This is a genomic window from Streptococcus parasanguinis, assembly GCF_001069785.1.
Classification (GTDB): domain Bacteria; phylum Bacillota; class Bacilli; order Lactobacillales; family Streptococcaceae; genus Streptococcus; species Streptococcus parasanguinis_T.
On record NZ_JVSR01000039.1, the window covers coordinates 1 to 15,902 of the forward strand.

The window sequence follows — 15,902 nt, forward strand, 5'->3', positions numbered from 1 at the left end:
TGATTGGTGCCGCATCTTACTTTTATTCTTCGACATATCAAAAAAAGTTCTAGAAATAGAGCTTTTTTCTTTTCTTTTTCGAATAAATAAGTGAGAGGAAGTAGAAGGTGACCATGGAGAAATTTGAAATCTTTAAATTAAAAGAAGCCGGTTTATCAAATGAGCAAGTCTTGAGAGTCTTGGACTACTGTAGGAAAGAGCAAGTCTTACCAAGCTTAGAAGAGATAGCGAGGATCGCTCGCTGTCGCAGTATCCTTCATTTTGTAGACAAATACCGGCAACTAGATGAAGACCATTTACACAAGGAGTTTGAACGGTTCCCATCTCTATCCATTTTTGATCCAGAATACCCTGAGGAATTGCTACAGATCTACAATCCTCCTGTACTCCTTTTTTACCAAGGGGATTTGCAACTGTTAAGCAAACCGAAGATTGCAGTTGTTGGAGCTCGAGAGACCACGCGAGAAGGGGTTCGTTCTGTAGAGAAGATAATTAAGGAACTTGGAAATGAACTGGTCATTGTTAGTGGACTTGCTAAGGGAATTGATGCGACAGCTCATTATGCCAGTATACGAAATGGTGGTAAGACCATCGGAGTGATTGGAACGGGACTGGATGTCTTTTATCCTAAAAGCAATCAGAGATTACAGTCCCATATGGGGGAACACCATCTGATCTTGAGCGAGTATGGTCCAGGGCAGGCACCACTTAAGTTTCATTTTCCTGAGAGAAATCGCATCATTGCTGGTCTCTGTCAGGCAGTGATTGTGGCAGAGGCGCGACTCCGTTCAGGCAGTTTGATTACTTGTGAGCGTGCTATGGAAGAAGGCCGAGACGTTTTCGCTATTCCAGGAAATATTTTAGATGGAAAATCTGCAGGCTGCCATCACCTAATTCAAGAAGGCGCAAAGCTTATCACATCAGGCCAGGACATTCTTGATGAATTGAAATACGAATTGTGATTTTCCTATAGGAGAAGTTCCTAGTTGACATCTTTCTTAAAATGTATTAAACTCAATGAGATTTATACAATACAGAGGGATAAAACGTGGTAACAAAAAAGAAAAGCAGTACAACCAAGAAAAATTTGGTGATTGTGGAGTCTCCTGCTAAGGCCAAAACAATCGAGAAATACCTTGGTCGTAACTACAAAGTCATGGCCAGTGTTGGCCATATTCGGGACCTGAAAAAATCTACGATGTCGATCGACTTCGACAATAACTATGAACCGGAGTATATCAATATTCGCGGAAAAGGTCCCTTGATCAATGATTTGAAAAAAGAAGCTAAAAAAGCCAAACAAGTCTTTCTCGCAAGTGACCCGGACCGAGAAGGAGAAGCTATTTCTTGGCATTTAGCGCATATTTTGAACTTGGATGCCAAAGAAAAAAACCGTGTGGTCTTTAACGAAATCACCAAGGATGCAGTTAAAAACGCCTTTAAAGAACCGCGCCAAATCGATATGGACTTGGTCGATGCCCAACAAGCACGTCGGGTCTTGGACCGGATTGTAGGGTATTCAATTTCGCCTATTCTTTGGAAAAAGGTCAAAAAAGGACTTTCTGCAGGGCGCGTGCAATCAGTTGCCCTCAAATTAATCATTGATCGTGAAAACGAAATTAATGATTTTAAGCCGGAAGAATACTGGACCATTGATGGCGTCTTCAAAAAAGGGACCAAGCAATTCCAAGCTAGCTTCTATGGGATTGATGGCAAGAAGATGAAGCTCAACACCAATGAAGAGGTGAAAGCTGTTCTTGAACGCTTAGATGGCAAAGATTTTACCGTTGAAAAAGTTGAAAAGAAAGAACGTCGTCGGAATGCGCCACTTCCATACACCACCTCTTCCATGCAGATGGATGCTGCCAATAAGATCAACTTCCGTACACGCAAGACCATGATGGTCGCCCAGCAGTTGTATGAAGGAATTAATATTGGCTCGGGTGTTCAAGGTTTGATTACCTATATGCGTACCGATTCCACACGGATCAGTCCGGTTGCGCAAAATGAGGCAGCGAACTTTATCGTGGATCGCTTTGGTGAGAAATATTCCAAGCATGGAAGCCGTGTGAAGAATGCTTCTGGTGCCCAAGATGCCCACGAAGCGATCCGTCCATCCAGCGTCTTCAATACTCCTGAGAGCATTGCTAAATACTTAGACAAAGACCAATTAAAACTCTACACCTTAATTTGGAACCGCTTTGTAGCTAGTCAAATGACAGTAGCTGTCTTTGATACCATGAATGTCCGTTTAGGTCAAAATGGGGTTCAGTATACGGCAAACGGAAGCCAAGTGAAGTTTGATGGTTATTTGGCGATTTATAACGACTCAGATAAGAACAAGATGTTGCCGGATATGGTAGAAGGCGATATCGTTAAGCAAGTCAATAGCAAACCGGAGCAACACTTTACCCAACCACCTGCTCGATATTCTGAAGCGACTTTGATTAAGACCTTGGAAGAGAATGGTGTTGGTCGTCCTTCAACCTATGCTCCGACGATTGAGACCATTCAAAAACGCTATTATGTGAAGCTGGTAGCCAAACGCTTTGAACCAACAGAGTTAGGGGAAATCGTTAATAAACTGATCGTTGAATTCTTCCCAGATATTGTCAACGTGACCTTCACAGCAGAGATGGAAGGTAAACTCGATGATGTCGAACTTGGAAAAGAAGAGTGGCAAAAAGTCATCGATGCTTTCTACAAACCATTCTCTAAAGAAGTCGCAAAGGCTGAAGAAGAGATGGAAAAAATCCAAATTAAAGACGAACCAGCTGGTTTTGATTGTGAAGTCTGTGGCAGTCCGATGGTGATTAAATTAGGACGTTTTGGTAAGTTCTATGCTTGTAGTAATTTCCCAGATTGTCGTCATACCCAGGCCATTGTCAAAGAAATCGGCGTGGAGTGTCCTGACTGTCATCAGGGACAAATCATCGAGCGTAAAACCAAGCGCAACCGTATCTTCTATGGATGCAATCGCTACCCAGAGTGTGAATTTACCTCTTGGGATAAACCGATCGGTCGGGATTGTCCAAAATGTGGCCACTACTTAGTTGAGAAAAAAGTTCGTGGTGGCGGCAAACAAGTGGTATGTAGCAATGGCGACTACGAAGAAGAAAAAGTGAAATAAGCTTTCAAACGATTCAATGTCTATTATAACAGCAATTTTTATAAATGTCTGTTATAATAGACAATTTTTGTTTTTTTCGTTATAATAGACATAAGGAGGTGGGCTTATGTATCTTGCTTTGATTGCAGATGTGATTGATTCCAAAATCGTACAAGAACGTTTTGACCTGCAAAAACAGTTAGAAAAAACGCTTCAAAAAATCAATGAGCTTTTTAAAGACTGCCTAGCATCGGCTTTTACCTTAACTTTGGGCGATGAGTTTCAGGCCCTTTTAAAAGTGGATGCTCCGGTTTTTCAAATTATTGATACCCTGCGTTCAGAACTAAAGCCGACTCAACTTCGTTTCGGTATTGGCCTAGGGGAGATTGTAACGGATATCGATCCCCTGCAAAGTATCGGTGCAGATGGACCAGCCTATTGGAATGCTCGTGCAGCCATTAATCTGGTCCATCAGAAAAATGATTATGGCAATACCCAGATCTATTTTTTGAGCGGTAATGACAGCCAGGACTTAGTGGTGAATGCGCTCATCGCTTCTGGAGAGGCCATACGTTCGGGCTGGCGAGAGAGTCAGGAAGAGATTCTGCTCAATCTGCTAAAGAGATCTGTCTATAGTGAAAGCTTTAGCCAACAGGAATTGGCCCAAGCGCTAGCCATCAACCCAAGCGCCCTGTCCAAGCGCTTAAAGAGTAGCAGTATTCGTGTTTATTTACGGGGACGAGCAGCAACACTAGCTTGTATTCAAAACTTAGAGAAAGGAGAGGCCCATGAGCGGATTGTCTAGTATCGTAATGAATCCATACTTGATCCTCTTGTTGATTTGTCATTTGTTATCGGATTATTATTTTCAAAGTCAAAAGATGGCGGATCGCAAGGATCAGGATAAGAAGGTGCTCGGGCTTCACATTCTATATGTAGCACTGCCTCTGATAGTGGTTTCTCTCTGTCATATAGACCTGTGGTGGATTTGCTTGGTCATTTTACTGACTCATGCTGGAATAGATTTCTTAAAACCGATCGTGCAGAAGCAATTGAAATTACCAACCGCATGGACCTTTACGCTGGATCAAGTCTTGCATATTGGCATCTTGACGTGTCTAGTCCTTTTAGGAGCGAAGAATGGTTCGACCTATCTGCCTCTGGACACTTTAAATCTAATCTTTTATGTCCTCCTAGTTGGGAAACCAAGCAATATTGCCTTTAAAATTCTGTTTACCAAGTATCAACCCACCAGCAAGAAGAAAATGGATACGATCACTGGGGCTGGTTCCATGATTGGCTTTTTAGAGCGTTTGGTGATTGGTGCCTGTCTGGTCTATGGGCAATTTGCTTCTATCGGCCTAGTATTTACAGCCAAATCCATCGCCCGCTATAATAAAATTTCCGAGAATCCAGCCTTTGCGGAGTATTACTTGATCGGGTCCTTGTTCAGTATCCTATCTGCCCTCTTAGCAGCTTGGTTGTGTCTATAAGAAAATAAATAGTAAAGTCTAAGACAGGAAGGAAAAGCCTCCCTGTTTTTTTACTTGGCTTTTTGGTATAATGGACCAAGTAGAAAATTAGAAAGATTTGTGGGTGTCTAACAGTCCAGTGGGGTGTTTTGATACCCAAAGAGGTATTAGTGTCATGTCTCAATCTTATATCAATGTGATCGGTGCGGGCCTTGCAGGCTCGGAAGCAGCTTACCAGATTGCCCAACAGGGAATTCCGGTCAAGCTTTACGAAATGCGTGGGGTCAAATCAACTCCGCAACACAAAACAGACAACTTTGCTGAGCTAGTTTGTTCCAACTCTCTTCGTGGGGATTCTCTCACCAATGCTGTCGGGCTCCTCAAAGAAGAAATGCGTCGTCTGGGTTCTGTCATCCTTGAAGCAGCGGAAGCGACTCGGGTACCAGCCGGTGGAGCACTTGCTGTGGACCGAGAAGGTTTTGCTAGCCGGGTGACGGAGAAGGTGTCCCAACATCCGCTCATCGAAGTCATTCGTGATGAAATTACGGAATTGCCGACAGATGCCATCACTGTGGTCGCAACGGGACCTCTAACCAGCGATGCTTTAGCTGATAAGATCCACGCGTTCAATGGTGGAGATGGCTTCTATTTCTATGATGCAGCGGCTCCCATCATCGATGTCAATACCGTTGATATGAACAAGGTCTATCTCAAGTCACGCTATGACAAAGGCGAGGCAGCCTATCTCAACTGTCCCATGACCAAACAGGAATTTATGGATTTCCATGAGGCCTTGGTTAACGCGGAAGAAGCCCCGCTTAACTCTTTTGAAAAAGAAAAGTATTTCGAAGGTTGTATGCCAATCGAAGTCATGGCTAAACGAGGGATTAAAACCATGCTCTATGGTCCTATGAAGCCAGTTGGCCTTGAGTATCCAGATGATTACAAAGGTCCACGTGATGGGGAGTTTAAGACACCCTATGCAGTTGTTCAGTTACGTCAAGACAATGCGGCAGCTAGCCTATACAATATCGTCGGCTTCCAAACTCACCTTAAATGGGGTGAGCAAAAACGGGTTTTCCAAATGATTCCAGGTTTGGAACATGCGGAGTTTGTGAGATACGGCGTCATGCACCGCAATTCCTACATGGATTCTCCAAATCTGCTTGAACAAACTTATCGTTCTAAGAAACAAGCTAATCTCTTCTTTGCAGGTCAAATGACAGGGGTAGAAGGCTATGTGGAGTCAGCTGCCTCAGGTTTGGTAGCTGGAATCAATGCAGCTCGCCTTTTCAAAGGAGAAGAAGCAGCGATTTTCCCTGAAACGACAGCCATCGGAAGTCTGAATCACTATATCACTCATGCCGACAGCAAGCATTTCCAACCCATGAATGTCAACTTCGGGATTATCAAAGAGCTAGAAGGACCACGCATTCGGGATAAAAAGGAACGTTATGAGAAAATTGCCGAACGTTCTTTACAAGATTTGGCTCAGTTTATGGAAAAATAACCCAATAAAGGAAAAAGTTTGGAGAAAATCCAGACTTTTTCTTCTAAAAATGGTATAATGAATAAAATTTAGAATATAGAGAGTTTTCTGACAATGAACAAATCCTATTTTTATTTAGATATGAAGACACACGAGTTGAAAGTGCCTTATACCGGAAAACTCCGTCGTGTGCGAGTCTTATTACCTAAGAATTATGAAACGGATACAGATAGACGTTACCCTGTGGTTTATTTCCACGATGGGCAAAACGTTTTGTACAGCAAGGAAGCTTATGCGGGTCATTCCTGGAAAGTCATTCCAGCCATTAAGCGGAATCCAGATATTAGTCGCATGATTGTTGTTGCGATCGATAATGATGGTTTCCAACGCATGAACGAATACTCTGCCTGGAAGTACAAGGAATCCAATATTCCTGGCATGCAATTTGGTGGCAAGGGAGTTGAGTACGGCGAATTTGTCATGGAGGTGGTGAAACCTTTTATCGACCAAGAATACCGGACTCTTGCTGATCGAGAACATACGGCCATGATTGGTTCTTCCTTGGGGGGGAATATTACTCAATTCTTGGGATTAGAGTACCAAGATCAAATCGGTTGTTTAGGGGTCTTTTCATCCGCTAACTGGCTACACCAAGATGCCTTCAATCATTATATCGAACGCAAAAAATTATATGCAGACCAACGGATCTACATCTATGTGGGGACTGAAGAGGCGGATGATACAGATAAAACTTTGATGGCAGGAAACATCAAGCAAGCCTATATTGATTCATCTCTTCGTTATTACCACGACGTCATTCAACAAGGGGTGGCTTTAGAGAATATCGCCATTCGGATTCAATCTGGGGCTATTCACCACGAAGAAGCATGGGCCGAACATCTACCAGAATGCCTTCGCTTTTTAGCAGAAAAATGGGATTAATAGCCTGTAAATAAAGAATTATAGAGAAAGAGGGAACTTATGAATATTGAACATTTAAGCCACTGGAGTGGCCAACTCAACCGTGAAATGTATTTGAATCGCTATGGACACGCAGGGATTCCTGTTGTAGTCTTTGCTTCATCAGGTGGAAGCCATAACGAGTACTATGACTTTGGTATGATTGATGCTTGTGCTCAGTTTATCGAAGAAGGACGGGTTCAATTCTTTACCCTTTCGAGTGTGGATAGTGATAGCTGGCTTTGTAATTGGAAGAATCCTCACGATCGAGCAGAAATGCACCGAGCTTATGAACGCTATGTGATTGAAGAAGCCATTCCTTTTATCAAACACAAAACAGGCTGGTTTGATCCAATGATGACAACTGGTTGCTCTATGGGAGCCTACCACGCGCTCAATTTCTTCTTGCAACATCCAGATGTCTTTAACAAAGTGATTGCCTTGAGTGGTGTCTATGACGCTCGTTTCTTTGTTGGTGACTTTGGAGGCGATGAAGCAATTTACCAAAACTCGCCATCTGATTATATTTGGAACCAAAACGATGGCTGGTTTATCGATCGTTACCGTCAGGCTGAAATCGTTGTTTGTACTGGTTTAGGGGCTTGGGAACAAGATGGACTTCCATCTTTCTACAAACTGAAAGAAGCCTTTGATCACAAAAATATTCCTGCATGGTTCGCTGAATGGGGACATGATGTCGCCCACGATTGGGAATGGTGGCGCAAACAAATGCCATATTTCCTAGGCCAAATGTATCTATAAGTAAAAAGGGAGGAGACCTCAATGAATTATATCGTTATTTCACCATATTACCCACAAAACTTCCAACAATTTACCATCGAACTGGCTAATAAAGGGATCACTGTCTTGGGAATTGGTCAAGAGCCATATGAACAGTTAGATGAGCCTTTGCGCAACAGCTTAACAGAATATTTCCGTGTTGAAAACTTGGAAAATCTGGATGAAGTGAAGCGTGCAGTAGCCTTTCTCTTTTACAAACATGGCCCAATTGATCGTATCGAATCCCACAATGAGTATTGGTTGGAATTGGATGCGGCGCTTCGGGAGCAATTCAATGTCTTCGGGGCTAAGCCAAAAGATCTGAAGAAAACCAAGTTCAAATCAGAAATGAAGAAACTCTTCAAGAAGGCTGGAGTCCCAGTCGTACCTGGTGCAGTGGTCAAAGCTGAAAAAGACATCGATAAGGCGGTGAAGAAGATTGGGTTGCCATTGATTGCCAAACCTGATAATGGAGTAGGAGCAGCAGCGACCTTTAAACTTGAAACACCAGAAGATGTGGACCATTTCAAGGCAGAATGGGATGGCCATACAGAGTACTTCTTTGAGAAATTTGTCACTTCTAGCGAGATTTGTACCTTTGATGGTTTAGTGGATCGTGACGGTAACATTGTCTTCTCAACGACTTTTGACTATGCTTATACGCCACTCGATTTGATGCTCTACAAGATGGATAACTCTTATTATGTCCTCAAAGAGATGGATCCAAAATTGCGTCAATATGGGGAAGCGATTGTCAAAGCCTTTGGCATGAAGGAACGTTTCTTCCACATTGAGTTCTTCCGAGATGGGGATGACTATATTGCGATCGAGTACAATAATCGACCTGCAGGTGGCTTTACCATTGATGTCTACAACTACGCTCACTCGATTGATTTGTACCGTGGCTATGCTGCCATCGTAGCAGGAGAAGCTTTCCCAGCTTCTGAGTTTGAGCCCCTATATTGCTTGGCGACTTCACGCCGTGCCAATGCAGCCTATGTCCTTTCAGAGGATGAAGTTTTGGCTAAATACCATGATCAATTCCGCGTGAAGAAAGATATGCCTGCTGCTTTTGCAGAGCTTCAGGGAGATTACCTCTATATGCTTACAACACCTAGTCGTGAAGTAATGGAACAAATGATTCATGACTTTGGTCAACGCCAATCATAAGATGATGACCGGTAGGATAGGATCCTATCGGTTTTTTATATTTTAATGCAATCTCATGAAAGAAAAGTTTGTGAAATAGTTTGTTTGAAGTTGAAAATGCTTATAAAACCTTCCTCCAAGGTATATAGTTTGTGAAATTATTTGAGCATTATTTTTGACAGTGCTTTCATATTTGGCTAGAATAAAAATGAATGAATAAATGCTAAGAAAGGCGAAATGATGGCAACATTAGATAAAATTCTCTTATTGGAAATGTTCCGTAAAATGGAAGAAATCCGTCGCATGGACTTAAAAATTGCACAGTTAGTAAAAAAAGGAAAAGTGCCCGGTATGACGCACTTTTCTGTTGGGGAAGAAGCTGCAAACGTTGGGGCTATGTTAGCTCTAAATGAAGATGACCTCATCACCTCAAATCACCGTGGTCACGGACAAGCTATTGCTAAAGGTATTGACCTTAACGGTATGATGGCTGAAATCCTGGGGAAATATACCGGTACTTGTAAGGGGAAAGGCGGCTCCATGCATATCGCTGATCTGGATGCTGGTAACCTTGGTGCCAACGGGATCGTTGGTGGTGGTATGGGAATTGCAGTAGGTGCAGCTCTTACTCAACAAATGAAAAAGACTGGTAAGATTGTTGTCTGCTTCTTTGGGGACGGCGCAACCAACGAAGGTGTCTTCCACGAAGCGGTCAATATGGCTTCCATCTGGAACCTCCCAGTTATTTTCTACTGTATCAATAACGGTTATGGAATCTCTGCTGACATTAAGAAAATGACCAATGTCAAGCATATCTACGAGCGTAGTGCTGCTTACGGCATTCCTGGAATGTTTATTCCTGATGGGAACAACGTTATTGATGTCTATGAAGGATTTAAGAAGGCAGTCGATCACGTCCGCTCTGGTAAAGGCCCTGTCTTGATCGAGAGTGTCACCTATCGTTGGCTTGGTCACTCATCTTCAGACCCTGGTAAATACCGGACCCGTGAAGAAGTCGAAGAGTGGAAGAAGAAAGATCCAATCGAAAACCTTCGCAAGTATCTCCTTGAAAATGAGATTGCGAGCGCAGAAGAATTGGATCAGATCCAAGAAGAAGTAAAAGAAGCAGTTGAAGCTTCGGTAAAATTTGCGGAAGAAAGCCCATTCCCTCCACTCGAATCAGCTTTCGAAGATATTTACGCAGACTAAGGGGGAGTAGAGAATTATGGAAACTAAATTAATGTCTTTCCGCGATACCATTATCCTTGCTATGTCTGAGGAAATGCGTCGCGACGAAAATGTATTGTTGATGGGAGAAGATGTCGGAGTGTTCGGTGGAGACTTCGGTACTTCTGTAGGGATGCTGGAGGAATTCGGTCCAGAACGTGTTCGTGACTGTCCGATTTCTGAGGCTGCGATTTCAGGAGCAGCAGCTGGTGCAGCCATGACCGGACTTCGCCCAATCGTTGATATGACCTTCATGGATTTCTCAGTGATTGCCATGGATGCTATCGTTAACCAAGCTGCTAAGACTCGCTACATGTTTGGTGGGAAAGGTCAAGTCCCAATGACAATCCGCTGTGCTGCTGGTAACGGAGTTGGTTCTGCAGCCCAACACTCCCAATCTTTGGAATCTTGGTTTACTCATATTCCTGGTTTGAAAGTTGTTGCTCCTGGTACGCCAGCGGATATGAAGGGACTGCTCAAGTCATCTATCCGTGATAACAACCCCGTTATCATTCTTGAATACAAATCAGAATTCAACCAAAAAGGGGAAGTGCCAGTTGATCCAGACTACACGATTCCACTTGGTGTCGGAGAAATCAAACGCGAAGGAACTGACGTCACTGTCGTAACCTACGGGAAAATGCTTCGTCGCGTGATGCAAGCAGCTGAAGAATTGGCAGAAGAAGGCATCTCAGTAGAAGTAGTAGACCCACGGACCTTGGTCCCACTCGATAAAGAGATCATCATTAATTCTGTCAAGAAGACAGGAAAAGTAGTCCTTGTCAATGATGCTCATAAAACAAGTGGCTATATCGGTGAAATTTCAGCTATCATTTCTGAATCAGAAGCATTTGATTACTTGGATGCACCGATCCGCCGTTGTGCGGGGGAAGATGTGCCAATGCCTTACGCACAAAACCTTGAGAATGCAATGATTCCAACAGTTGAAAGCATCAAAGATGCCATTCGTAAAACGTATAACAAAGAATAATACAAAATTTAAATTATGTAATATATTCGTAGTTTTATCTTTCATTTTGAAATAGATAAAATGCGACATGAGTGAGTCGAATCGATTCTATTCGACGAACGAATTAGTAAGTCTACTAGGTTGACCGCCTGATAGCGGCAACCGTAGCAACTTGAGACACGTTCCGTGTCCAAGTTGCTTGTAGAGTTGAATCCGGACGGAGGACCGTGAAAAAAAGATAGATTTCCTTGTGTTCATCGAACACAGCGTCAATCTCCTATTTTTTCTTTGTCCTCTACGTCCTTAATATCTTGTAATAGAATAGGAGAAGTCATGGCTGATGATAAGCTAAGAGCGACTCCTGCGGCTAGAAAATTAGCGGATGATCTTGGGATCAACCTCTATGATGTTTCTGGTTCAGGCGCAAACGGTCGTGTCCACAAAGAAGACGTGGAAACCTATAAAAACACAAATGTGGTTCGCATTTCACCACTTGCAAAACGAATTGCATTAGAACACAATATTGCTTGGCAAGAAATCCAAGGAACTGGTCATCGTGGTAAGATCATGAAGAAGGACGTCCTTGCTTTCCTTCCTGAAAATATTGAGAATGAGACCATTAAGTCACCTGCTGAAATCGAGAAGGTGGAGGAAGCTCCAGATAATATGACACCTTATGGTGGGATCGAGCGGATTCCGATGACACCAATGCGGAAGGTGATCGCTCAACGGATGGTGGAATCTTACTTGACAGCACCAACCTTTACATTGAACTATGACGTTGATATGTCTCAAATGTTGGCCCTTCGTAAGAAAGTATTGGATCCAATCATGGAAGCAACTGGTAAGAAAGTGACTGTAACAGATTTGCTTTCTCTAGCAGTGGTTAAGACCTTGATGAAACACCCATACATCAATGCGTCATTGACAGAAGATGGCAAAACTATCATCACTCACAACTATGTCAACTTGGCGATGGCAGTTGGGATGGACAATGGCTTGATGACTCCAGTTGTCTACAATGCTGAAAAGATGACCTTGTCAGAGTTGGTCGTAGCCTTCAAGGACGTTATCGGACGTACCTTGGATGGTAAGCTTGCGCCAAGTGAATTGCAAAACTCAACCTTTACCATCAGTAACTTGGGGATGTTTGGCGTTCAATCATTTGGACCGATTATCAACCAACCAAACTCTGCTATCCTTGGGGTTAGCGCAACGGTTGAAAAACCAGTTGTTGTGAATGGTGAAATTGTCATTCGTCCAATCATGAGCTTGGGCTTGACCATTGACCACCGCGTTGTCGATGGAATGGCTGGTGCTAAATTCATGAAAGACTTGAAAGCCTTGATTGAAGACCCGATTTCAATGTTGGTCTAATCAACGAGAGAGAATAGAAACAAGAAAAAGAGGGAAATAAAATGGCCTTAGAAGTAATTATGCCAAAAGCCGGCGTAGATATGACCGAAGGACAAATCGTTCAGTGGAATAAAAAAGTCGGCGAATTTGTAAAAGAAGGAGAAGTTCTCCTTGAAATCATGACAGACAAAGTCAGCATGGAATTGGAAGCAGAAGAAGACGGTTACTTGATCGCTATTCTGAAAGGGGACGGAGAAACTGTTCCTGTAACAGAAGTGATCGGTTACCTTGGTGAAGAAGGGGAAAACATCCCTACAGCTGGAGCAGCACCAGAAGCGAGTCCAGCACCAGCTGCAGTAAGTGCTTCAAACGATGACAATAAGAGCGATGACGCTTATGATATCGTAGTGATCGGTGGGGGTCCTGCTGGTTACGTATCTGCTATTAAAGCAGCTCAATTAGGTGGTAAGGTTGCTCTTGTTGAGAAATCTGAACTTGGTGGAACATGCTTGAACCGCGGATGTATCCCAACTAAGACTTACCTCCACAACGCTGAAATCATTGAAAATATAGGTCATGCTGCTAACCGTGGTATTGTGATTGAAAATCCTAACTTCACAGTGGATATGGACAAGGTTCTTGAAACCAAGAACAAGGTCGTAAATACCCTTGTTGGTGGGGTTGCAGGACTTCTTCGTAGCTACGGAGTGGATGTTCATAAAGGAATCGGTACCATCACCAAAGATAAGAATGTCTTGGTCAATGGTTCTGAATTGCTTGAAACGAAGAAAATCATCCTTGCCGGTGGTTCAAAAGTTAGCAAGATTAACGTTCCTGGTATGGAATCATCCCTTGTCATGACCAGTGATGATATCCTTGAAATGAACGAAGTGCCAGAAAGCCTCGTGATCATCGGTGGTGGTGTTGTTGGTATCGAACTTGGTCAAGCCTTCATGACCTTTGGGTCAAAAGTTACTGTTATCGAAATGATGGACCGTATCGTTCCAGCTATGGATGCGGAAGTATCTAAGAACCTTCGTTTGATCCTTGAACGCAAGGGGATGACCATCTTGACGGATACTAAATTGCAAGAAATCATTGAGGAAGATGGAAAACTCCGTATCAAGGTTGAAGGTAAAGATGATATCATCGCGAATAAAGCCCTTCTTTCAATCGGTCGTGTTCCAGACCTTGAAGGTATCGGAGATGTTGAATTTGAATTGGATCGTGGACGGATCAAGGTCAATGAATACATGGAAACATCTGTTCCAGGTATCTATGCACCAGGCGATATCAACGGTACCAAGATGTTGGCTCACGCTGCCTTCCGTATGGGAGAAGTTGCGGCTGAAAATGCTCTTAAGGGAAATCATGCTGTTGCCAAATTGAACTTGACTCCTGCAGCCATCTACACCCTTCCTGAAGTTGCGGCTGTTGGTTTGACAGAAGAACAAGCTCGTGAGAAATACGATGTTCAAATCGGTAAGTTTAACTTTGCGGCGAACGGTCGTGCCATTGCATCAGATGCGGCTCAAGGATTTGTTAAAGTCATTGCAGACAAGAAATACGGTGAAGTTCTTGGGGTTCATATCATTGGTCCAGCTGCTGCTGAATTGATCAACGAAGCTTCAACCATCATTGAGATGGAAATCACTGTAGAAGAAATGCTCAAGACCATTCATGGTCACCCAACCTTCTCAGAAGTGATGTACGAAGCCTTTGCGGACGTACTTGGATTGGCAGTTCACTCACCTAAGAAGAAATAATATTTGAAATGATAGAATGGCTGGACAGCAAATGCTGGACCAGTCTCTATCGTATATAAAGGAATCTTATGAAATACATTATTAATTATTCAAATGATACTGCTTTTAATATTGCTTTGGAAGAATATGCCTTTAAACACCTTTTGGACGAGGATCAAATTTTCCTGCTTTGGATTAACAAACCATCTATCATTGTAGGTCGTCACCAAAATACCATCGAAGAAATCAACCGTGATTACGTTCGTGAACACGGAATTGAAGTAGTACGTCGTATCAGTGGTGGTGGGGCTGTTTACCATGATTTAAACAACCTAAACTACACTATCATTTCAAAAGAAGATGAAAACAAGGCCTTTGACTTCAAGAGCTTCTCAACTCCCGTGATCAACACCTTGGCTCAACTTGGAGTTAAGGCTGAATTTACTGGTCGTAACGACTTAGAGATTGATGGCAAGAAATTCTGTGGGAATGCACAAGCCTATATCAACGGACGTATCATGCACCATGGTTGCCTTCTCTTTGACGTGGATTTGTCTGTCCTTGCTAATGCTCTCAAGGTATCTAAAGACAAGTTTGAGTCCAAAGGGGTTAAATCAGTCCGTGCTCGTGTGACCAATATCATCGATGAGTTGCCAGAAAAAATCACGGTGGAAGAGTTCCGTGACCTACTTTTGGACTACATGAAGAAAGAATACCCTGAGATGACAGAATATGTCTTCTCGGATGAAGAATTGGCTGAAATCAACCGGATCAAGGAAACCAAGTTTGGTACCTGGGATTGGAACTATGGAAAATCTCCTGAATACAATGTCCGTCGTGGCACAAAATTCCCAAGCGGTAAGGTTGAAATCTTCGCTAATGTCATTGAATCAAAAATCCAAGACATCAAGATCTACGGTGACTTCTTTGGTATTGAAGATGTTGCAGCAGTAGAAGAGGTTCTTCGTGGCGTTAAATACGAACGTGAAGACGTCCTCAAAGCCCTTCAAACTATTAACCTAGGTCGTTACTTTGCAGGTATCACTGCAGAAGAAATTGCTGAAGCAGTGGTGGAATAAAGTCATAAGAGATTCGCAGAAGCGGGTCTCTTTTTTGAAACTAGTTTCACATAGAAATTATTGTTTTACGAAGGATTTTGTAGTATAGTAAAGGTGGAAAAGTGTATTTGCTAATCCCTGTATCCTAATTTTATTTAGTCTCGTGATCGTTTTCTTGAAGGAGAAAAATCATGAAAAAAGTTTGTCTATTCATTGTATTTCTGACTTTTCTTGGTTTATCTGGCTGTAAAGAGACACCAAAAGAAAGTAAAACAAGTCCTTCCAGCTCTCGTAAGGCCACATCTGCTTCATCAACAAGAGTCAGTGTAGAAACAAAGGGGCGTACAGAACCTAATCCACCAATGCCAGCAGAGGTAGCAGAGCGATTAAAAATTAAGGAAGGCAATACGGAAGCCGGTGGTCAGGAAACATTGCCATCTTCAAGCGAGGAACAAGCTTCATTGAAAGAGAATACGCAACCTTCTCAATCGGTCAAACAAGAAACATCGTCCAAAGAGAATCAAGGGATCCGAAAATTATTGCCTATTCCTCTAAAACTTCAAGAAGAATGGTATTTCTGTGCTCCG

13 protein-coding genes and 1 pseudogene are annotated in these 15,902 nt (G+C 42.8%); all 14 read left to right on the forward strand.

Annotated elements, in window-relative coordinates:
* Positions 1 to 113 precede the first annotated feature (113 nt).
* On the forward strand, positions 114 to 962 hold the full coding sequence (dprA, locus tag ADG03_RS02690) for a DNA-processing protein DprA (RefSeq protein WP_049473183.1): 849 nt from the start codon (positions 114 to 116) through the stop codon (positions 960 to 962).
* An 86-nt stretch (positions 963 to 1,048) separates the two neighbouring features.
* Entirely contained in the window at positions 1,049 to 3,130 is a 2,082-nt protein-coding gene (gene topA, locus ADG03_RS02695) for a type I DNA topoisomerase (protein WP_049473182.1), read from the forward strand.
* A gap of 106 nt (positions 3,131 to 3,236) precedes the next feature.
* Positions 3,237 to 3,914 carry a SatD family protein gene (locus ADG03_RS02700; RefSeq protein ID WP_049473181.1) on the forward strand — a complete coding sequence of 226 codons (678 nt, stop codon included), beginning with the start codon at positions 3,237 to 3,239 and terminating at the stop codon, positions 3,912 to 3,914.
* Positions 3,898 to 4,602, forward strand: a complete 705-nt coding sequence (locus ADG03_RS02705; protein ID WP_049473180.1) for a DUF3307 domain-containing protein — start codon at positions 3,898 to 3,900, stop codon at positions 4,600 to 4,602. Before ADG03_RS02700 ends, ADG03_RS02705 begins: the two co-directional genes overlap by 17 nt.
* Positions 4,603 to 4,756: 154 nt before the next feature.
* Entirely contained in the window at positions 4,757 to 6,091 is a 1,335-nt protein-coding gene (gene trmFO, locus ADG03_RS02710; RefSeq protein ID WP_049473179.1) for a methylenetetrahydrofolate--tRNA-(uracil(54)-C(5))-methyltransferase (FADH(2)-oxidizing) TrmFO, read from the forward strand.
* 93 nt (positions 6,092 to 6,184) lie between these two features.
* The gene (locus ADG03_RS02715; RefSeq protein WP_031573204.1) at positions 6,185 to 7,012 is read left to right on the forward strand and encodes an alpha/beta hydrolase; all 828 of its coding nucleotides are present in this window, start codon (positions 6,185 to 6,187) and stop codon (positions 7,010 to 7,012) included.
* A 39-nt stretch (positions 7,013 to 7,051) separates the two neighbouring features.
* On the forward strand, positions 7,052 to 7,792 hold the full coding sequence (locus ADG03_RS02720; RefSeq protein WP_003010966.1) for an esterase family protein: 741 nt from the start codon (positions 7,052 to 7,054) through the stop codon (positions 7,790 to 7,792).
* 21 nt (positions 7,793 to 7,813) lie between these two features.
* Complete coding sequence (locus tag ADG03_RS02725) at positions 7,814 to 8,980, forward strand: ATP-grasp domain-containing protein (protein WP_049473178.1); 1,167 nt, start codon at positions 7,814 to 7,816, stop codon at positions 8,978 to 8,980.
* A 219-nt stretch (positions 8,981 to 9,199) separates the two neighbouring features.
* Positions 9,200 to 10,168 carry a thiamine pyrophosphate-dependent dehydrogenase E1 component subunit alpha gene (locus ADG03_RS02730; protein WP_049473204.1) on the forward strand — a complete coding sequence of 323 codons (969 nt, stop codon included), beginning with the start codon at positions 9,200 to 9,202 and terminating at the stop codon, positions 10,166 to 10,168.
* Between the two features lie 16 nt (positions 10,169 to 10,184).
* Entirely contained in the window at positions 10,185 to 11,177 is a 993-nt protein-coding gene (locus tag ADG03_RS02735) for an alpha-ketoacid dehydrogenase subunit beta (RefSeq protein ID WP_003011072.1), read from the forward strand.
* Between the two features lie 312 nt (positions 11,178 to 11,489).
* Entirely contained in the window at positions 11,490 to 12,533 is a 1,044-nt protein-coding gene (locus ADG03_RS02740) for a dihydrolipoamide acetyltransferase (protein WP_049473177.1), read from the forward strand.
* A 41-nt stretch (positions 12,534 to 12,574) separates the two neighbouring features.
* Entirely contained in the window at positions 12,575 to 14,278 is a 1,704-nt protein-coding gene (lpdA, locus tag ADG03_RS02745) for a dihydrolipoyl dehydrogenase (protein WP_049473176.1), read from the forward strand.
* 68 nt (positions 14,279 to 14,346) lie between these two features.
* Positions 14,347 to 15,336 (forward strand): lipoate--protein ligase, encoded by a 990-nt coding sequence (gene lplA, locus ADG03_RS02750; protein WP_003001407.1) that lies wholly within the window; start codon positions 14,347 to 14,349, stop codon positions 15,334 to 15,336.
* 170 nt (positions 15,337 to 15,506) lie between these two features.
* Positions 15,507 to 15,902, forward strand: a pseudogene (locus tag ADG03_RS02755) (C39 family peptidase); the annotation flags it as partial.

Bases quoted from the DNA above. Each gene is read 5' to 3' on its own strand.
- dprA (WP_049473183.1), top strand. From the start codon at position 114: ATGGAGAAATTTGAAATCTTTAAATTAAAAGAAGCCGGTTTATCAAAT.
- ADG03_RS02700 (WP_049473181.1), top strand. From the start codon at position 3,237: ATGTATCTTGCTTTGATTGCAGATGTGATTGATTCCAAAATCGTACAA.
- ADG03_RS02705 (WP_049473180.1), top strand. From the start codon at position 3,898: ATGAGCGGATTGTCTAGTATCGTAATGAATCCATACTTGATCCTCTTG.
- trmFO (WP_049473179.1), top strand. From the start codon at position 4,757: ATGTCTCAATCTTATATCAATGTGATCGGTGCGGGCCTTGCAGGCTCG.
- ADG03_RS02715 (WP_031573204.1), top strand. From the start codon at position 6,185: ATGAACAAATCCTATTTTTATTTAGATATGAAGACACACGAGTTGAAA.
- ADG03_RS02720 (WP_003010966.1), top strand. From the start codon at position 7,052: ATGAATATTGAACATTTAAGCCACTGGAGTGGCCAACTCAACCGTGAA.
- ADG03_RS02725 (WP_049473178.1), top strand. From the start codon at position 7,814: ATGAATTATATCGTTATTTCACCATATTACCCACAAAACTTCCAACAA.
- ADG03_RS02730 (WP_049473204.1), top strand. From the start codon at position 9,200: ATGGCAACATTAGATAAAATTCTCTTATTGGAAATGTTCCGTAAAATG.
- ADG03_RS02735 (WP_003011072.1), top strand. From the start codon at position 10,185: ATGGAAACTAAATTAATGTCTTTCCGCGATACCATTATCCTTGCTATG.
- ADG03_RS02740 (WP_049473177.1), top strand. From the start codon at position 11,490: ATGGCTGATGATAAGCTAAGAGCGACTCCTGCGGCTAGAAAATTAGCG.
- lpdA (WP_049473176.1), top strand. From the start codon at position 12,575: ATGGCCTTAGAAGTAATTATGCCAAAAGCCGGCGTAGATATGACCGAA.
- lplA (WP_003001407.1), top strand. From the start codon at position 14,347: ATGAAATACATTATTAATTATTCAAATGATACTGCTTTTAATATTGCT.